This is a genomic window from Spirosoma endophyticum, from assembly GCF_900112365.1.
GTDB lineage: Bacteria > Bacteroidota > Bacteroidia > Cytophagales > Spirosomataceae > Spirosoma > Spirosoma endophyticum.
Window position 1 is genome coordinate 1 of sequence record NZ_FOLQ01000030.1, and the last position, 19,137, is coordinate 19,137.

Annotated in this window: 18 protein-coding genes and 1 pseudogene; 8 read left to right on the forward strand and 11 right to left on the reverse strand. The window is 51.2% G+C overall.

Features of this window, described 5'->3' with window-relative positions:
- Positions 1–101: 101 nt before the first annotated feature.
- A pseudogene (locus tag BM202_RS32590) lies at positions 102–1,130 on the forward strand (glycoside hydrolase family 3 N-terminal domain-containing protein); the annotation flags it as partial.
- 38 nt (positions 1,131–1,168) lie between these two features.
- Here BM202_RS32590 and BM202_RS37630 read toward each other — a convergent pair.
- The 5 genes from BM202_RS37630 to BM202_RS32610 all read right to left on the reverse strand — a co-directional run bounded on the left by BM202_RS37630 (position 1,169) and on the right by BM202_RS32610 (position 5,259).
- On the reverse strand, positions 1,169–1,327 hold the full coding sequence (locus BM202_RS37630; RefSeq protein WP_177236780.1) for a hypothetical protein: 159 nt from the start codon (positions 1,325–1,327) through the stop codon (positions 1,169–1,171).
- 432 nt (positions 1,328–1,759) lie between these two features.
- Positions 1,760–2,227, reverse strand: a complete 468-nt coding sequence (locus tag BM202_RS32595) for a hypothetical protein (RefSeq protein WP_093834150.1) — start codon at positions 2,225–2,227, stop codon at positions 1,760–1,762.
- A 78-nt stretch (positions 2,228–2,305) separates the two neighbouring features.
- Positions 2,306–3,532 carry an OmpA family protein gene (locus tag BM202_RS32600; RefSeq protein WP_093834152.1) on the reverse strand — a complete coding sequence of 409 codons (1,227 nt, stop codon included), beginning with the start codon at positions 3,530–3,532 and terminating at the stop codon, positions 2,306–2,308.
- A gap of 287 nt (positions 3,533–3,819) precedes the next feature.
- Complete coding sequence (locus BM202_RS32605; RefSeq protein WP_093834154.1) at positions 3,820–4,719, reverse strand: YsnF/AvaK domain-containing protein; 900 nt, start codon at positions 4,717–4,719, stop codon at positions 3,820–3,822.
- An 18-nt stretch (positions 4,720–4,737) separates the two neighbouring features.
- Positions 4,738–5,259, reverse strand: a complete 522-nt coding sequence (locus BM202_RS32610; RefSeq protein WP_093834156.1) for a YsnF/AvaK domain-containing protein — start codon at positions 5,257–5,259, stop codon at positions 4,738–4,740.
- A gap of 316 nt (positions 5,260–5,575) precedes the next feature.
- Between BM202_RS32610 and BM202_RS32615 the strand changes: the two genes are divergently transcribed.
- From BM202_RS32615 to BM202_RS32630, 3 genes are all read left to right on the forward strand, one after another.
- A complete protein-coding gene (locus tag BM202_RS32615; RefSeq protein WP_093834158.1) occupies positions 5,576–5,890 on the forward strand; it encodes a hypothetical protein in 315 nt (104 codons plus the stop codon).
- A 732-nt stretch (positions 5,891–6,622) separates the two neighbouring features.
- Positions 6,623–7,444 (forward strand): DUF1206 domain-containing protein, encoded by an 822-nt coding sequence (locus tag BM202_RS32625; RefSeq protein ID WP_093834162.1) that lies wholly within the window; start codon positions 6,623–6,625, stop codon positions 7,442–7,444.
- A 161-nt stretch (positions 7,445–7,605) separates the two neighbouring features.
- Positions 7,606–8,052 carry a hypothetical protein gene (locus BM202_RS32630; protein ID WP_093834164.1) on the forward strand — a complete coding sequence of 149 codons (447 nt, stop codon included), beginning with the start codon at positions 7,606–7,608 and terminating at the stop codon, positions 8,050–8,052.
- Positions 8,053–8,152: 100 nt separating this feature from the next.
- Here BM202_RS32630 and BM202_RS32635 read toward each other — a convergent pair whose 3' ends face one another.
- Positions 8,153–9,022 carry an alpha/beta hydrolase gene (locus tag BM202_RS32635; protein ID WP_093834166.1) on the reverse strand — a complete coding sequence of 290 codons (870 nt, stop codon included), beginning with the start codon at positions 9,020–9,022 and terminating at the stop codon, positions 8,153–8,155.
- 720 nt (positions 9,023–9,742) lie between these two features.
- Here BM202_RS32635 and BM202_RS32640 point away from each other — a divergent pair.
- Both BM202_RS32640 and BM202_RS32645 read left to right on the forward strand, forming a co-directional pair.
- A complete protein-coding gene (locus BM202_RS32640; protein WP_093834168.1) occupies positions 9,743–10,069 on the forward strand; it encodes a hypothetical protein in 327 nt (108 codons plus the stop codon).
- A gap of 53 nt (positions 10,070–10,122) precedes the next feature.
- Positions 10,123–10,488 (forward strand): hypothetical protein, encoded by a 366-nt coding sequence (locus BM202_RS32645; protein ID WP_093834170.1) that lies wholly within the window; start codon positions 10,123–10,125, stop codon positions 10,486–10,488.
- A gap of 208 nt (positions 10,489–10,696) precedes the next feature.
- Here BM202_RS32645 and BM202_RS32650 read toward each other — a convergent pair whose 3' ends face one another.
- From BM202_RS32650 to BM202_RS32660, 3 genes are read right to left on the reverse strand one after another with little or no spacing between them, the layout of a single operon-like run.
- Positions 10,697–12,979: a xanthine dehydrogenase family protein molybdopterin-binding subunit gene (locus BM202_RS32650; protein WP_218160642.1), complete on the reverse strand. Its 2,283-nt coding sequence runs from the start codon at positions 12,977–12,979 to the stop codon at positions 10,697–10,699.
- Between the two features lie 54 nt (positions 12,980–13,033).
- The gene (locus tag BM202_RS32655; protein WP_093834174.1) at positions 13,034–14,038 is read right to left on the reverse strand and encodes an FAD binding domain-containing protein; all 1,005 of its coding nucleotides are present in this window, start codon (positions 14,036–14,038) and stop codon (positions 13,034–13,036) included.
- A gap of 22 nt (positions 14,039–14,060) precedes the next feature.
- Positions 14,061–14,849, reverse strand: a complete 789-nt coding sequence (locus tag BM202_RS32660; protein ID WP_093834176.1) for a 2Fe-2S iron-sulfur cluster-binding protein — start codon at positions 14,847–14,849, stop codon at positions 14,061–14,063.
- A gap of 1,164 nt (positions 14,850–16,013) precedes the next feature.
- Here BM202_RS32660 and BM202_RS32665 point away from each other — a divergent pair.
- Complete coding sequence (locus BM202_RS32665; RefSeq protein ID WP_093834178.1) at positions 16,014–16,277, forward strand: NAD(P)-binding domain-containing protein; 264 nt, start codon at positions 16,014–16,016, stop codon at positions 16,275–16,277.
- A gap of 760 nt (positions 16,278–17,037) precedes the next feature.
- A complete protein-coding gene (locus BM202_RS32675; RefSeq protein ID WP_093834182.1) occupies positions 17,038–17,385 on the forward strand; it encodes a nuclear transport factor 2 family protein in 348 nt (115 codons plus the stop codon).
- Positions 17,386–18,165: 780 nt separating this feature from the next.
- On the opposite strand, the gene BM202_RS37635 is transcribed toward BM202_RS32675, so the two are convergent.
- On the reverse strand, positions 18,166–18,324 hold the full coding sequence (locus tag BM202_RS37635) for a hypothetical protein (protein WP_177236781.1): 159 nt from the start codon (positions 18,322–18,324) through the stop codon (positions 18,166–18,168).
- A 175-nt stretch (positions 18,325–18,499) separates the two neighbouring features.
- The gene (locus BM202_RS32680; protein WP_093834184.1) at positions 18,500–18,814 is read right to left on the reverse strand and encodes a hypothetical protein; all 315 of its coding nucleotides are present in this window, start codon (positions 18,812–18,814) and stop codon (positions 18,500–18,502) included.
- Between the last annotated feature and the right edge of the window lie 323 nt (positions 18,815–19,137).

The following is a 19,137-nucleotide window of genomic DNA, read 5'->3' on the forward strand; positions in this document are numbered from 1 at the left end:
TCTGCTCGAAACCCATGAAGGCTAGCCAGGAAAGAACCCTCCTTGGTCCAACCTGTAGCCTTATGCCGATACCCAGGATAAGGCTTTTGGTAGCGGCTTTTATGTTGCTCACCAACCAAGCCATTAGCCAGTCAAAATCTGCTCCTAAACAACCCCGTCTGGGCGTGCGATCCGTGAAACTTTTGGAACAGGGTGGACTACAGTTTAAAGATTTGAACCGGAATGGCCAGCTCGACAAATACGAAGACTGGCGGTTGTCCGCTCAGGAGCGCAGTCGCGACTTGTTGGCAAAAATGTCAATCCAGCAAAAGGTCGGTTTCATGCTCATCAGTACCACCCGCATGAAAAACGACCAGTCGTTTGGAACGGCTCAAGCCAAAGAGCCCATTACCAGCGATTTCAATGAAGAGGATTTGGTGGCCAGCCAGAACATGTTTACCCGTAAACCCCTGCCGACGCCGATCATGAACGCAGCGGGTACGACCAAAGCCGTTACTCAATATCACCTTCGTCACTTCATTTTACGAGCGAATGTAACTGCTCGTACCACAGCCGAATGGGCCAATAAACTCCAGGCACTCTGCGAAAGCGACGGTTTGGGTATTCCGGCCATTATTGCATCCAATCCGCGTAACCACATTACCGGGGCAGCTGCCATCGGCACCAGCGTTGGTAAAACGGTTTTCTCGGCCTGGCCCGGCGAATTAGGCCTCTCAGCCATGCGGGATTTGACACTTGTGCGGGAGTTTGCTGACATTGCCCGCCAGGAATGGTCGGCAGTCGGCCTCCGAAAAGGGTATATGTACATGGCCGATTTAGCCACCGAACCTCGCTGGCAGCGCATTGAAGGGACCTTTGGGGAAGATGCTCAGTGGGCAGGTCAGATGATGACCGAAATTGTGTACGGCTTTCAAGGAAAAACACTCGGCCCTAGCTCGGTGGCGGTGACCACCAAGCACTTTCCCGGGGGAGGGTCTGGACAGGGAGGACAAGATCCTCACTTCGACTGGGGAAAGAAAGAAGTCTTTCCAGGGGGCAGGTTTGCCAACAACCTGATTCCCTTCAAAGCCGCGATTAAAGCTGGTACCTCAGCCATTATGCCCTATTATTCACTACCGGCTGATACTGAACTTGTTAGCTTTTACTGGACGGACTTCGTAAAGAACGTCTACCATAGTGTCCGGTGAAAGCTAAAAAGTCCTGCTTCCAATAAATGGATCACCTGCTCTAAACTAGTCAGTAACTGATCATACTGGGCGATCTGACGTTCGATCAACTGCATTTGGCTGGGTAAACCCTGCGTGGGCTCTTCATTAAGTGGACTCATCGCCGGTTATCTAAATAAACATTCACTCAACATACGACGCTTTTTACTTTCAGGCAATCTACTGGGTTAAGCAGAACCAACTTTTTTTGCTGTCCAAGGGACCTGCTAAGCAGTGACTTAGCCCGATTGAGTAGGCATCGGGGAACCCGTTACCCGGGTCCTATGAAAAAAGCATAAAGTACCTCTGTACGAACTCCCGTATCGAATGAATTCGACAGGCAGTCAGACCTTGGATCGCCCAACAAGGCCCTATTTTCCCGACCTAAGCTGGGCGATCCACGCTAAAATTGAATCGGCTAACGATTCGTATTGACCTAACGAAACCGCCAGCAGCATCAGCACCAGCCGGATCCGATAAGTAATACGGCTCGTACCCGTTTGGATGACTTGTTAATAATGGCCTGGCTTCGTACTTGTTCAACCCGTTCAGGCCTACACCTCTTTTTCGTGGTTCCTGCTGGAGAGTTCGTAGTATTCTATTAGAACGTCTACTAATCCCGGCTGAGGTAGTGAATCTACGCTGGGAACCAGGGCTAAAATTCGTTCCTGGGCGCCCACTAAACGGGGTAGTAATTCGTACCACTCCAGCCCCAGCAGCGCCTGGCGCATCTGGTCCAGCGAAAATATCAGCAGATAATGAGCCACCTGGCTATCCTGCCGGGCAAACGCCTGGGTTTCCCGAAAGCAGGCCCGCAGGGTCTTATGGCGGCCAATCAAATACATCCGCAGGTAATAGGTCACCAAATCGGCCGCTGCCAGTTGAGTCAGGCCGGTTGGCTCGATCTGGTGGGTGAGGCCCCAGGCGTGATACTGGGGCGCCGTTTGCAGAAACCCTCGGACTGACGCGGGGTCCAGGGCCGAATTACCCACGTGGATGGCCACCCATTCATCGAGTTTCATCGGATCAGGACGTTTAGGTGATCAAACTCATTCAGTACCCACGAACCCTACCAGGAGTGGATTTGATCACCTGCTTCGTTACAACTTGGTAATGACCACGTCAATTCGGCGGTTCATCTGGCGACCCGCCGGGGTCTGGTTGCTGGCCACGGGCTTGGTATCCCCCCGCTCCCGGGTGGTTACCCGACTCGCCGCAATACCGCCCCGGATAAGCGCCTGCTTGACCGTTTCAGCCCGCTCGCCTGACAAAGGATCGTTCGTGGCATCATCGCCCGTGCTATCGGTGTTGCCTTCAATGCGTATGTATAGGTTCGGATAGGCCTGCATGATTTGGATCAGCTCATCCACCTGGGGCCGGGCCTGGTCCGTAATCCGGGCCGAATCCGTCTCAAAGGTCAAATTATCAAAGGTGAACACGCGGGGCGTCTGGCCGCCTTTGGTGGCTAAGTAGCGGGCTAAGCTGTCGGTAAAGGAATGCTCTACCACGCTGAGTTGGCGTCCACCGGGCAAATCTACCCCCACGCGCACAGCGGGTTCGTTGGCATCGGCACCACTGGCCAACGTATCGGTGGCGGTTCCGGTTGACTCCCCGGCAGTCCCAGAAGATGGCTTGTCCTGACAACCGCGTAACAGAAAGAACAGCAGCGCTAGCAAAGCCAAGCCTAGTAACAACCAGCGCCACCAGGGAGTACCCGCCGGACGTTCCTCGGCAGGAGTGGGTGATATTGGTTCAGTCCGTAGGGGTATGGACGTTGCCAATCGAGGAGTACCGATCAACCAGCCCAGCCCCCCGGCTAAAGCGGCTGGGATCGCCCCACGAACGAAATCCGTTTCGCCCAGCAGCAGCGCCGTTAGTTGGGCCTGGGTTAGGTTTCGGCTGGTGACCTGCTGGCGCAAAAAGCCCATCAGCACTGCCATCACCAGGCCCGTCAAGGTACTGGCCGAGCCCAGACTAACCCCACTGTGCTGAGCCGTCACTTCGGCTAGCCGACTAGGCTGGTTGGCGAACAGTTGCCCCAGGATCGCCTGACCGGATTCAGCGGCTTTCTGGCGATGATCGTTCCTACTCACCAGGTCACTCATGGCCGGATCGGTGGCAAAGGGCGTGCTGTTGAGCAGTTGGTACAACAAGGAAGCCCCTTCGGGCTCGGCGACCCGGTTAATCACTCCGGCGGTGAGGGCGGGCATCAGCCCATCCAGGGAGGTTTGAACCGGCGCATGATCCTCCCCCAGGGCATGGGCTAGTTCACTGACAGACGACGGGGTAAATGCCGACCGCAGGTGGTCGAGTAAGAAACTGCTCATAAAAAAGGGATTAATAAGGTGATAAAGGGGGCAATACCAGGTTGGCACTCGCTATGGTAAACGGATTAGATTTCACTAAGCCGCTGGGGCTTTTATTCCGGCTAGGTCTGGCCTAAATGGGCCCAATTAGCTATCTAAACCGTGTCTTGTCGCGAAAGTCCAGAGCAGATGAAGTGATCATCCCTAATCGATGGGTTCTGTGGTATGAACGTAAGGTGCGTATCAATATAGTGTATTGATTAGCTGACGAGGGGTGTACCCACCGTCAGCTAACCAACGCCTGCCCGTTATTTAGTCGAGTAGGTCACCTCATCCGAATCCGTTCCGGCGGGCCGAATCGGCTGATCAGTGGTACTTAAATTTTCCACGTCCACCTCCGTTTTACGAACCGTATCACGTATCACTTCCTCCCGTTCCGCCACTTCTTTACCCACCGAGATTTCTTCCACGACATTCGCCGTTTTGGAGACCACCGGTACTTCAGCGTGCTCGGTCAGGCTAATTTCACCTTCCTGGAAAGCGTTCAGGTCAGCCGCCGTGGCGGGCCGGTTCACGGGGGTCCGGTTCACGGTGACCCGCTCTTCCCGCAGCCGAATGCTCTCCTCGACGGGCTTGGCCACAATCCGGCTGCGCAGGCGTACGCTACCGGTTTCTACCGTCCGCTTACCCACTTCCAGGTTTTCTTCGATCACCTTTATGGTTTGATCGCTATCGGTCGTCGGCACCGACGTATCGGTGAACGCGGCTCCCATCGAGGTACTGGGGGCACTCGTCAGGCTGTCATAGGTGGCTGATTGTTCGTCTACATCCACCGCCCCAGCTTCGTCTAAAATATCAGCGGCCTGCTGAGCTTCCTCTTCGGTGCGGGCATGCACCGTAACCAGGGAGCGTTGATCGGCCACCTGGGCGTATTTATGGGTATCCTCGTCATCATTACCAAACAGCGAACTAAAAAAACCGCCAATCCCACTGCCGACGTCTTTGGTGTCGTCAACGAGTTCTTCGGTCCGGGTGCCGCTGGTATTGGTGTGCCGATCCGGGAACAGGGTGTCGTCGCGATCAGCATCCTTACCGGTGCGGGTCGACAGGTCAATGCTAGTCCGGTCGAAACCGTTGTCGACTAATTGCTCGACGGCCTGCTGGGCCTCCTGGGCCTCATCAAATAAGCCAATTACTGTAAATGCCATAAGGGTAAAAGATTAACGTTATAAAATTGATTGATCTATTAACGACGATTCATCAGCCGAATCGGAACGTTCATGCGTATTGTCGACCGCGGTCCGCTCAACGACCATCTCCTCCCGGCGCAGGCGTACGGTCTGCGTTTCCAACGTTTGGATTTGCCGCGTTGTCACCCGAATTGCTTCCATTAACCGGAGTCGTTTGATGAGCACATATTCCTCTTTGAGCACCGGGTAGATGATTGTATCGCCTTCCTGGCGCGTAGCGGGCGGCTCATCGACCAACTCATTGATGAGCACCCGCTCCACCCTAATCTGATCGGTCATCAAGGGGATTTGAACCATCTGCTCAGCCTGATGCACTGTCTTGACGAGTCGCACCTGCCCCGTTTGGACCACCCGCTTGCCCACCGTAAGCGTTTCCTCCATAAGGGGTATATACCCAGTGGGATGGTTCGCGGCAACGGCTGGCTCAACCGCTTCTCCACTACCGGAAGAGGGTCGAATTGAATCGCTGGACGGGGCAACAGGTTGGTGAGGCATCATAAGGTGAGAGGGCAAAGCCCCGTTAGCTAACTTGATAAAAAAAAGGGGCTAAACGTATGTTCTTCGGGTTGGTTGCTCACTCATCGCGTAAAAATGGTGCCATCAAGGAAAAACGGGTAATGCAGCGACTGTTCAATTTGTTGGTTCCTCCCCGAGCCGGGACCGGCAAACTGTCTTGAGGAGAAAGCACCCCGAGTCGGGGAAATAAAGCCATTAGCCAGGCAACCTTTGGTCACCACCGTAGTTGTAGGAAACGGAGACTGACTCCAGCATGGCTAGGCGCTGGCTACTGAAGCAGGTGACACCTATTAAACCGATGAAAACGATACTGATCGCACTAAGTCTGTACCTGGGTTTGTTTTATACAACCCAAACGCTGGCCCAGACGCCGGGTCCTACGGAGAAGATGTCGGTAGCGGACCGCATGGCTAAGGCCCGGGCGGCTAAAGCGGAGAAGCGGGATCAACCGCTCATGACGAAGCCCCAGAAGGCAACCCCGGCGGATTATAAAACGCCGGTAGACAAGGTGCTCAAAGGCCCCCATGGCGAAGTGGTTCACGAAGGCGAACGGGGTGGCAAGTACTACATCAATAAGAATGGAAATAAGACCTATCTGAGCAGTAATCAGTAAACGAATTCGTCGCGGATCGATGGTTGAGGGCGGACGCGTAGGCGATGGTTGAGGAAGGCAAGGGATTGATTACGTACGGTCCATTCGCGGGGCCGTGACCGGGAAGCGGTATACAGGTTTTTTACCCCTCACTCATAAACGGAATTTCCCGGCTATGATCAATAGCGATTACCAACCCCTAGCTGGACTACCGGTTTATGGCTTGGAGTACTTCATACGTAAGCAATTGATCCAGCTAGAGGCCGATTCACCATCCGGGTTTCTGTAGGCCTGAAGCCGGGTGGTAGACAGGGCGGCCCTAGGCGTACATGGCGTACGTAAGGACTGAGCGATGCAATCATGTGATGGCCCAGACGGCCCTGCCCTTCCGGGCACAGCTGGTCGTAGTGGTGCTGACGAGTCGCTTCCCAGTGGAATAATTCCGTTTTGACATCATAAATACCCACTGGGGTACCACCCTCCTGAATAAAAACGTGGGCCAGACGTCCTGGGCCTCCAACTACGATTGGCAGGGAATGTGCCGGTAGGCCTACTGTGTACATAAACGACGATAAACCGATACATGCGAAACGATGTTGAGTAAAGAGAGCCTGGCTACCCTAACCCCGGGTAGGTTGATTAAGGTTTAGGACCGTCTGGCAAATCCAGTAGCCCTCAACCCGCCAATACCCTCATCCTCAAGCACCAATGGGTGCGAAGGATCGCCCCATTTACCGCTATAAATAAGTATACATGTCAGATAGTAACCCAATTAAACAACAATCCAAACATGGCATTGAGTACTTAGCGCGCGTGAGTTATGTCGCCAAAGCCATTTTCTATGGGACCATTGCCTATTTTACGCTAGAACTAGCCCTGGGCTCCCATGGACCCGATCCGAATCGGAAACAAGTACTCGAGCAGCTAACCAGCAACCCCCTGGGAAAAATCTTGCTCGTCTTAATGGTAATCGCCTTGACCGGTCACACCCTGTGGCGAGGGGTGGAGATCTGGGCTGATCCGTATCAAAAGGGGATGGGGCCAGGTGGTTGGCTCTACCGCCTGAATTATCTGCTGAGTGGGATAACCTATGGCAGTTTAGGCCTCACCGCTGGTAAGCTACTGGCAGGACAAGGCAGTGGTCAGGACAATCAAAAGCAAATCTGGGCCGCCCAACTGCTTCACTGGGAGGGCGGCAAAGGGGTGATTATCGGGATCGGCCTGATCTTTCTCATCTGGGCGGGCTTACAAGTCTATAAGGGGCTGTCAGGAACCGTCTACCAAAGCCTGGAACTGGATACAAAGCCTGGTTGGGCCAGAGGCTTTTTACGGATTAGTGGCCTCATGGGCTTTGTGACGGTGGGGGCTAGCCTAGCCGGTACGGGCTGGTATCTGCTCAAAGGGGCTTGGACGGAGAATCCCAGGTGGGTCAAGAATATGGATGATCTGATCAAGCTCCTACAGGGCTTGCCGGGTGGCTGGTGGCTGCAAGTGGGGGTAGCCCTGGGCTTTTTCCTGATGGGCGTGTTTATGCTGGCCATGGCTCGCTATTTTCCCCTGAAAGCGAGTGAGTAAGCGGACGACTCCTGAATGGCTATAGGTTGGTTAGTACTTTTAGGCGTTCCTGGATTGTCTGTTACCCGGCTAAACGAACGGGCTAAAAACTTTCAGGTCCTACGCCGGTTAGAGGGATATAGGTTTAGGCGATCCTGCCACGTTACATACCCTCTACTATCATGTTTGAAACGATAATGAATCTGGTCCAGCAGCAGGCTGGTCCCTCGGTGGTGAATAACCCCGCTATCCCCAATGATCAGAACGATACAGTTCTACAAACGGTTACGGGCAGTATCCTGAATGGATTGGGCCAGCAGGCGCAGGGGGGCGGTTTAGGTAGTTTGCTAGGCATGGTCACCGGCCAGGGAAGCCAAATCACTGATCACCCGGCGACCCAGGGGGTTCAGCAAACGGTCCAGCAGGATTTAATGAGTAAACTGGGCATATCCCCCCAAGTAGCCATGTCCGTGGCTGGCTCACTGGTCCCCATGGTGCTTAGCAAGCTGATGCACAAAGCCAATGACCCCACGGATTCGAGCGTCGATGCGGGGAGTTTACTATCATCATTAGGTGGTCAGGGGGGTGGACTGGGTGGTATGTTGGGCGGCTTATTTGGTGGGAAGTAGCGTTTGCTTATCGGTGAGCCGTGCCGGTGATAGCCCGTACGGCTTACTGTTAACCTGGATAAGTACAACGGTGCGGGCCTTTTATTTACAGGCTTTTTCCTTAGCGCTGCTTTTCCCAGTCCTTAAAAATAAAGCGCAGGGCATCGAAATAAGCCACAACGGGTTCGGTCATGTGGGTTTCGGTGGGGTAATGTTTATAGCGATAATCCAGCCTTTTTAGCTTTTTTTTAGCCAGTGTGGCCTCCAGTTTTACTAAACTTTTATGAAAAAACGAATTGCGTCCACCTTCATTTCCATCACTAAAAAAAAGCATTTTGTTTAAGGCTGAACCGTGTTTTAGTTTTTCATCAGTCATCTTCAAAAGATACTCCTTGTCCCACCAAAGGGAGGGGCTTACGGCAATATACGCATCAAACAGATCAGGATGGGTCAACAGACAATTAAGCGATGAAAGGCCCCCAAAGGAGTGCCCAGCAAAAATTTTATAGGGTGCTGTTTTATAATTTTTGTCGATCATGGGCATCAATTCTGTCGCCATGAATTGTAGAAAATGCTCGTTCCCCCCACTGCCTTGATACGAACTACTATCGGGTTTGCCCTCGTAGTTCAGCAGGCTGTTGGTTGGGGTAAGGTCTCGGGTTCGTTTTGTATTTGAGATGCCGATGACGATTATCTTAGGTATGGCCAACACATCAGGCCGACTCAGGTAGTCGATATACTGAGCCAGCAGTTCAAAATGATTGTCTCCGTCCAGTACGTATACTACGGGAAATCGTTTGTTTCCATCGGCGGAGTCTACTTTCGGGCAATGCACATACACCTTGCGCTCTTCGTTTAAAATCTTGGAGTGAATCCTCACCACCTCACTGGGTGGATAACTATACGGCTGGGTAGGCTGGGCCTGGGCCTGTAATGCGACCACCCAAAGTAGACTCATTAGCCATTGAAAGAAATACGTAAGCAATTTCATGTTGTCTATTTTAACTAATTAGGGCATCGAGTTTCTGCTTGACCGCTACCGGATTAGGGCCTACTTCTGTGGTGGCATGCTAAGTTGGTCAGCCCAAATATAGCAGTATAACACCCACTAGAAATACGACTGCTGACTGAGTTCGCTCAGATGCCCTAGAAGCAAAGCTGCTGATGTGGGCAGTGCCTCGGGTGGTAGCAACACGCTGCTCCTATTTAGTGGTATAACGTGTCGCCCGTGTGAACTACGGACGGGTAAAGTGCTATAATTTTCGGCGCATATTGCCCTACTATATAGTCTCTTTAAGGGCTCAGTGGTGAGACAGCTGATGTTGTTCCGAATGGGCGTTTCTGAAGAGGATACTATGGCATCCCTGAGCAAGCCTAAACACCCTTCTTCTAGCTTTTAGTTACTCGTGTCCGTAGAGAGCTTCCTGATCGCCGTCTGTTTTAACAGTTAATAACGAAACCAACGACCCTCAAATCAGCTCGTTGAACAAACTTTCGCTATGGTGAACCAACATACATGGATCTAGCTGCTAGGATTGCTCCTGCTGGCTAAACTAGGATACGCACAACGGTATACCATCATCCACAAGGACCCAAAAGCTAGCACCCAGAATTTCTATGTGGTTCGACCGCCCAAAGAATCAATCAGGGGTTTGTTGGTGCTCAATGACCACCCGACAGCGCTAAAAGCTTGGCCTATCAGCAAGGCATCATGTCCCTAACCGTTGTGCCGACCAACAAGCTACTCCGGAATCTAACGGATAAAACGATTTTGACCCGTATCCATTCGATGGTGCAGGAGGTACTGACTACCTATCGAATTGCGTCCCATAAACTAGGCGTGGGAGGCATGTCAGCAGCGGGTACTGGGGCCGTTCGGTATGTTCAATATTGCTATCAGCAATCAACCCCGAATATAAAGCCTATTGGTGTGTTTGGCGTCGATGTCCCCCTTAATTATGAGCGATTGTATCGAGAGAGGCTACTCATGCCGTTGAACGCCAGTATAGCCACGACGCCGTTGAAGAAGGCGAGCTAGTCTCTCGCTATCTGAAGTCGCACCTAAGAGCCACACCTCAGCGTAATCCAAAAGTGTATCAGCAGGCATCCCCGTTTTGTTATTCAGCCGCTGAGAGGAGCAATGCTCGTTGGTTAAATCACACGGCGGTTCGCTCATATACTGAACCCGATATTAGCTGGTGGATTCGTCAACGTCGAAAAGATTATTACGATCTCAATGTGGTTGATAATGCGGCCCTGATCAATCAACTACAACTTAATGGCAACCAAGCGGCCGAATTGATCGTAACGGCCAACCAGGGCGTGCACGAGAACGGCGAAAAACATCCTCACGCCTGGAGTATCATGGACCAACAGGCGTTGTTAGGTTGGTGTGTGCAACTGTTCACCAAGAAAACCAGCGCGAATTGGGTGGGCTCGTGGGTAATTGAAAACTGAATAGACAATGACCAATCCCATACCATGTCCCTATCGGTTGATACATATTGGATGCCCGAAAGGCTTTTTGTTTTTCGGGCCCAATGAGCAACTATCAAAATCGTCGCGTCAGCACTACGGTACAAACGATTGGATCGTGGTAAACTCCACTACCCGATCGTTTGTACCGTAGTACCTCCAATGATTTAGCTTTACTGGCCCCCCGTTTTCACACCAATTTATCGGGCGTCAAGGGGAGATCCCTTACTCGTTTGCCTGTTGCATTGAAAACGGCGTTGGCAATGGCGGCTGCCACACCGGTGATACCAATTTCCCCAATACCCCGAGCTCCAATGGGTGAAATATGGGGATCGGCTTTTCCGATAAAATGAACATCGATGGGCGGCACATCCAGGTTGACCGGTACGTGATAATCAGCCAGGGTTCGCACGACCGGGCTGCCCCAGCGTTTATCGTACTCGGTAGCTTCCATCAGGGCGGCACCGATGCCGAATATGACACCACCGATTATCTGTGAACGGGCCGTTTTTTCATTCATGATGCGACCGACATCCTGGACGCTGGTGAAGCGTTCCACCCGGATGGTTCCCAAATCCTCATCCACCCACACCTCAGCAAACTGGGCGCCAAACGAATGAAACGCATAGTGTTTGCTATCGCTGTTCTGTTCAGCAGGAATCTCACGGGGTGTACATAAGGCACTGGGAACGGTTAGGCCCGCCCCGGAAACCGGCAGGGTGGTCGCACAGGCTTCCACTTCAACCCGCCTGGCGCGGCTCATGATGTCGGCATAGGAATCGGTCTTCTTATCGTCCCCGATGAGAACGAGTTTACCATCGGCGTAACCAATCTCGTCCGGTTTACGACCATGGAGTTTGGAAGAGGAGTCGGCGATCGCCAGCGTTGCGAGCTCTTTTCGTAACAAAGCGCAGGCTTCCATTGCAGCCGGATGAATGCTGGCCGTCGTTTGGGAACCGCCAGCCAGCGGTGCCGCCGGCAAACTGGAATCGCCGATCTTTACCTGAATCCGGTTAACCGGTACGCCCAGCGCATCGGCCGCTGTTTGCGCCAGTACGGTGTAGGTTCCGGTCCCAATGTCGATCGAGGCCGTCATCACCGTCACATCTCCTTTTGCGGTCATGGACACCTTGACCGAAGCCGCGCTTCGGCCTCCGGGATACGTAGCGGTCGCCATGCCGTAGCCTACCAGATAGTTTCCATTTCGTTTCTGTCTGGGTTCCATGCTGCGGGCCGACCAGCCAAATTTCTCGGCACCGATCCGGTAACAGTCAACCAGGAACTCGCTGGAAAAGTCATGCCCTTTCATCGGGTCCTGGGTGGTATGGTTGGCGATTCGAAACGCCACCGGGTCCATCTTGAGTTGATACGCCATCTCATCCATCGCGCACTCTAAGGCAAAGGTGCCTGGCGTTTCACCGGGTGCCCGCATGAAGGTCGGTGTGCCCCGGTTCAGTTTGGCTACGTTGTAGGTGACTTCGCGCACCGGCGCTTTGTAGAGGACCAGCGACTGCTTGCCACTCGGTTCGAAAAACTCGGTCAGGTTATTGTAGGTATCGGTATGATGACGAATCGCCTTTAATGTTCCGGCCGTATCGGTGCCCAGGGCCACACGCTGAATCGTGGCGGCCCGATGCCCTACGTTGGTCTGCATCATCTGCCGGGTGAGTGCCAGTTTAACCGGGCGGCCCGCGGCCTTGGCGGCCATCGCGACCAAAAGCGTGTGCAGCCAGAGTCCTTTACTGCCAAAGCCGCCACCCACGAAGGGGGCGATCACGCGGACATTCTCCTGCGGTAAACCCAGGAAATAAGCCGCGATGGCACCGGTGAGGCCCACGCCCTGCGTAGCATCGTATAGCGTGAGCTTATCGGTTCCTTCCCAAACGGCCACCGTGGCGTGTGGCTCCATTGGATGATGATGTTCGACCGGGGTGGAATACGTATTGTCCACGCGATGGGCCGACGTGGCGAGCGGAGTCGCTGTCTTACCCCCATTCACCTGGGCTTCCTCTCCCATCAACTTCGTTGGCTTCTTACTATTTGGCAGCTCCGTTTTTAAATCGGTGGCCGCTTTCTCCGCTGCATAATGCACCTTGAGTTTATAAGCAGCCGCGCGGGCCTGTTCGTAACTCTCGGCTACCACCACGGCGATGAACTGTCCAGGGTAGTGCACTGTGTTGTCCTGCAAGGGCGGTAAGTTCTCCCCCAGGAAAGCGGCACCGGCCTTCGCTTGCGCCGGCATATCGAGCGGTTTTAGCTTCAGCGCATTCTTGTAGCTGACCACGCTGATCACGCCGGGCTCTTTTTTTATGGCCGTGTCATCCAGGGAGGTGATCCGTCCTTTCGCAATCGTTGCCCGGACGGGGAACGCATACGCCATATTCGGTTGGTTAAATTCCGCAGAATACATTGCCTTGCCCGTTACCTTCAGGTGGCCATCGATGCGACTGATTGGTTTACCGGTTTCACTCATGATCTGATCCGTTGTCTGTTGAACGATAGTACTTTCCCATTCCGATGCTGATGGCTAGCCTTCAAGCCCATATACCCCGCCCTGCATAGCCCCTTGCAAAGCACGTGTGATGGCTTTCTTCGCCATCACTACTTTGAACTTGTTATGTTCCAGGGGTCTGGCGTTTTTAAGTTCGGCTTCGGCGGCGGCCCTAAAGTTGGACTCCGTGGCTTCTTTGCCCATCAGCCATTTTTCGGCGACCGAAGCCCGCCAGGGTTTATGCGCCACGCCACCCAAAGCGATCCGAACCTGTTTGATCTGGTTACCGTCCAGCGACAGTGCCGCAGCAACTGAAACCAGCGCAAACGCATAGGATGACCGTTCCCGGATCTTCAGATAATACGAACGTTCGGCAAAATCATTCGTCGGTAAGTCAATCGACGTGATCAATTCGCCCTGTTTCAAATTGTTATCTTTTTCGGGCGTATCGCCCGGCAGGCGGTGGTAATCGGCAAATTGGATCGTGCGTTTGGCATTGTTTCTACCTTCCACATGCACCACCGCATTGAGCGCGGCCAGGGCTACGGCCATGTCCGACGGATACACCGCGACGCATTTTTCAGACCATCCGAATATCGCGTGGTTGCGGTTGACGCCTTTTAGGGCACCACAACCGGAACCTGGTTCGCGTTTATTGCAGGGTAGGTTCACATCATAAAAATACGTGCAGCGCGTGCGCTGATTGAGGTTGCCCCCGTTGGTCGCCATATTTCGAATCTGTGCACTGGCACCGGCGAGGATAGCCATGGAGAGCAGCGGGTAGTTTTTACGAATAAGTTCATGATTAGCGGTGAATGAATTGGTAGCCGTGCCGCCAATACTTACACCCGTTGCGGTCTTTTCGATATCGGCGTGTTTCAGCCGGGTAATGTCCACCAACTCCGAAGGATGCATGACATCTTCTTTCATCAGATCGACCAGGTTGGTGCCCCCACCTAAGAATTTAGCACCGGGATTCGCCGATACAAGGGTGATCGCCGTGGCCGGATCACCGGCATTCGAAAATTTGAATGGTCTCATGATTGACAAGTGCTTACTAGAATTAAATCGTACCGTCCGCAAATTGCCAAACCTGAGCAACCGCCTTGTCGCCATGCACTTCGCGAATGGCATCCACAATATTGGGGTAAGCCCCGCAGCGGCAAATGTTGCCCGACATTCGTTCCCGGATTTCTTCATCGGAGAGTTTCACCGACTTGCCTGTTTGGCGCACATTCCGGGTGACGTAGCTGGCTTCGCCGTTCTTAGCCTCACTCATCAGGGCAACCGCCGAACAGATCTGCCCGGGCGTACAGTAGCCACACTGAAATCCATCATGTTTAATAAACGCAGCCTGCATGGGATGAAGAGTATGTCCATCGGCCAAGCCTTCGATGGTGGTCACTACCTTGTCCTCACAGGTGGCGGCCAGGGTTAGGCACGACAGGACGCGCCGGCCATCAACCAGTACCGTGCAGGCACCGCACTGGCCATGATCGCAACCCTTTTTGGAGCCAGTCAGCGTCAGGCGCTCGCGCAGGGCATCCAGTAACGTCATGCGTGAATCTACCAACAGTTTCTGCGTACTGCCATTTACCTTAAACGCTACGTTAACACCGTTCTCTACCCCTGTTGGGGGAAGAGGTGCTCCGGCGGTGGTTCGGGCCATCAGTTGCTCGATACCAAGGAAATGGGTGGCCAGTAAGCTAGTGCCAGTAAACGTGATGAGCTTCAGAAAATGCCGTCGCTTCAAGCCTGAGGTAATGATCTCACTCATGTCATCGGGCATGAGTTCTTCCAAGGCCTTCCGCTCGGCGTCGGTTAGATCCGGAAACTTGAGCTGGTCTTCCATGATATCTGGTTGAAGGTTATTTTAAAGATAAGCGTTTAAAACTCGACTTGTTTTAATTTCGGCAACAGACTTTTCAGGCAACGATTAAGCTTTTTATGTCTGAATGCATACCGCAATTTTTTTTATTGAGTATCAGGACCCAGCTCACAACCAGGTCCATAAATGAATCCATGAGCATACAGATTTTTAAAATAGTATTTTATCGTTATTTTGGCTATACTATGGGACAAAGCTTCTGATTATACTATTTGTACTTTTCATAATAGCCGTTTAGAAAAGACACCCCTTTCGTAAACGATTTCAAGCTTTCAAGACAAGGGCCAAACTATTTCCATAAGTCAGGAAAAGCGTCCATTTGGTCAAGGGTTTTCATGAACGATCAATTTCAATAACTGTCTTATGCCGACCGTAGCATACGATTATTCGCGAACTGAAACACGCACAAATGAGAGTCCATTACTAATAGAACTGTATCCACGTTCGGATGCCTACCTGTAGGCCATATACCAACTTGATTGTTGGTCTTCCATGCAAAACGGGAGCATCCAGGCTGGACCAAAATATAAAAGCTTCCTAAGTTTTTGATTATCGTACCCCGTATTGAAAAGTAGGGTTTTTTAAGCTAATTATTGGGCAAGAAACCTAGGTATATAATTAAAGTAGTCTTTGTTAGGTCATTAACAAGATACTTACATAGTTATTGATTCCCCCATATTCCTTTTGGACCGGCCTGGATGGTCCCATTTTGCAGTGTAGCCCCCTGGTTAGGTGCAAAATGTATACTATGTAGGCGCTCTTCGGTCTTTTTTGAAAATCAGGTGTTTAGGCTAGATAAAATCGCCCCCCCCCCTTTTCTGTTCCTATACACGGAGCCAAATTTGTATCAGCATTTGTTAGCATTCCGCCACTTCCCTTCGACTAAGCCCACAAGACATATTTATCAATTCACCACTATCCAATCATCTACAGATCAATACAATTGAACGCATTGAGGCCGAACAAGTTGAAAGTGTATGGGTTCAAGAACAGCTAGGACATCCGATTGCAAAGGCATGGAACGCGATCGGTTCGGATTCTTTTGCCAAAAAAGGCCAACCCGATGGAAGCGCTAATCGTATTTCCATTCCGATAGCAGCAGATCGTGAACTAGACCGAAAGGCTACGATGAGGCTCGTGGACAATACGGGGTTTGATGCCTTTGACACAGGTTCATTGGCGGACTCTTGGCGGCAGCAACCGGGCGCACCTGGGTACTCCACAGACCTAACGTTGGACGTGTTACAGGCGGCCATTGCTGCCGCTGAAAGGAAGCGATTAGCCAAAAGGCGTGATTTAGCCGTAGCCGTGATTCAAGAACGCGTTGGCGATGCGACCACAAATCCAGATGCTGAGTTTGGCGTCCGCTTAAGCCGCGTCTTATACATGTAGATTTCTAAAGCGGAATTATAGATGCCAGGTCTGAAAAATGGAATCAGACCTGGCATTTTTTGCTTCACGTAAGTTGGTAAAATCAACGGGCAAGTACTTTGTATGCGACTAACTGGACCGCGGTGGCGGACCACTAGACAGCTATTAAAAGTAAGCGTCTCCTTAAAGGCTTGTTTTTTGACTCCCCGTTTCTAATAGCTATCAACCCAATTTAGTTACATTCGGTCGGCTCATCCTTCATGATGTCCATAACAAATGAGGAAATGAAGCCGTTCTTGTTTCAGGACTTAAAAACTATGTGTTAAAGCGGAAAGCTCATATGCAATTAGTATGAACAGGAATTTTTTCATAAAATCACTCTGGATCATACTTAGTAGCTTATTAGTAAGTTACCTGACAGTTGCTTCTGTAAGTGGCGACTGGAGCTTGTTTGACTGGAAACCCCAATTGGTAGAGAACTGGAAATTTATGGGTGAAGCTGTCTTGGTAGTACTCTTTATACTACTTCGCAAAAAGCTTAAGGGCGATTGATGCGGGGACAGTTATTGCCCCTGTAGGGTACAGCGTATACGACTGAATGGAGTGGGGAAAATTAAAAGGCACAGGACAAAATTATGCTCCTGCTGGAAACCCAGTACATTTACCTGTCCCTAAATAGCCGGTCCGTTGGAGTAAGCATTAAAAAGACGATTATCTTCCATGTTGGAAAACAATTTCCTCTATTCGGTCCTGTATTGACAACATTCTCTGAGTAAAATTTATGATTGAGACCAATAAAGCAGTTCTAGAAAAGGCCAATGCGGCTATTATTCAAGGCGATAATGAAGGCTTTCTAGCTCATTGCACCGATGATACTCAATGGATATTTGTCGGGGAGCGAATTTTAGAAGGTAAGGAAGCGGTTCGCCACTGGATGGCCACAGCTTATGCCGAGCCACCCACCTTTAGGGTCGACAACTTCATTGCGGAGGGTGATTTTGTTACGGCCCTTGGTAGAATCAGTCTGAAAGAAGAAAATGGGGCATCTGCTACCTATCTCTACTGTGATGTATGGCGATTTCGGGAGGGCAAAATGGCCGAGTTAAAAGCGTTTGTCATCAAAGCTTAGGAAGACAGACCTAAAGGGGGACCGTTGGGGATCTTTTGCAAGCAACTATAATTTATACTGTATACTCTCAAAATAGCATTTTGCTGATAATTAGGCTGTCGCAAAGTAATTCTCCACCTTTCAGTTTATTGTACTTTTCCGATAACCGTTCAAAAGAAGTAACCTTTTTGTGAACGCTTGTTGGCTTCCACGACAAGAGTCAGACTTTTCACATGAGTCAGGATGAGCGTTCACTTGGCCAAGCGTTTGGCTGGACGAAATTGAGTTTGAGCTTTCTAGTACTTTTTCTAGAAAAGTCAACTCGTGTTACAAGTAAATTAAAAAATCCAAGATTGTACCATTCTTAGGCCTGGCAAAGAAGGCTTATTTACCGTAACCTATGCACTACGCAATTGGCTCAACCAATACCGCTACTCGTTATATCACAGGACTATAGGTGACCACCAGATTAAGATGTTACTATATGGCCAGCCTCATAACGGACCGCTAAAGGATGCAGGTAAATAAGACTCCATACATGCAACCAAGCCCTACTATAGTAAATGATCTATGTCTATCCTATCTTTCGATACCGCACAGATATGCGTTGAAAAGGGTTATTAAACTGAAAGCAAACCATCGGCTCATGTCATCATGCTGGCCAACTAGGGTAGGCTTACCCACTCGCAGCCAATTGCCATGAGCGGCATCAAAAGTTGGTCATCTACCGCTTAAAAGGTCTCAAACGCCTATTTTCACAGCAACCTACTTGGACTAACAAACCTGACCCCACCGGATCGTTTACACCTGAAGTACCGAAAAGAAAAAATGAGCCAGGAGTTTACCAAACACCTGGCTCATTTTAAAGGTAAGCTCAACTCCTTTCACAAGGTGGTGCATCACTTTAGAGGCAGTGACAAGGGCGAGCTGCATTGTCACCCCTTCCGGTTCACCACGCATAGCTTAAAAGGCGGCTGACCGTCCGTGGAAAAAAGGCCTAAAACAGGGCCGCCCACTATAACCATAGAATGGGCGTATAAAGAAGCTGGACGCACTGACGAAGTCATTTCAGACCGTCACTAGCAGCATAACGGTTTCTTGGTTGATCAAGCTACGGATACGCTTAGCCGAAAAGCTAGACTGTAATTCCCTGCGTAAAGAACAACAGGACGTTGTCGTGGCTGTAGTTTTGGTGCACGGGCTTGTTTGCATCAGCGTCGCCAGCCACAAAATTGTAGGTGCCTGGATAGTTGCCATCTTGGGAATCCTCTACGCTTCCGGCCAACGTTCGGCCAGCCATCATGCCATAACCTGCCAGGCTAAATGTAAAGGCATTCGTCGTTTCATCAACGACAGTCACCTCCGAGACTAAATACCCCCCTTCTTCCGTCTCCATTAGGGGTTGCTGGGATACCAATTGTGCTTGTAGATACTCGTAGGGCGTTTGCATATTGTTTTTTCTATAACAACCAAGGCGACACGCTCACTGTTCATGAACTTTGTATCGCGCCACAGTTCGGGCCAAATACGATCGGTTTTTGGTGAGTACCGCTTTAAATAAGCAGGGTTGTTATGGCCGTATGCTACTGGCTGGCGTTGACAGTTATTAAATATTAAAACTAATCGTCTCATCAAAACGCTTCCACTTGAGACGAATAAGCATTACGTATCGCTCAATAGGGCTTTTGCCGCTACGTCTGGTGATACCTTGTACGACGGTGAATTTCGTTGATCAGAATGCAAAAGAGGGGGTAAGCTGTCTTTATAACGGCT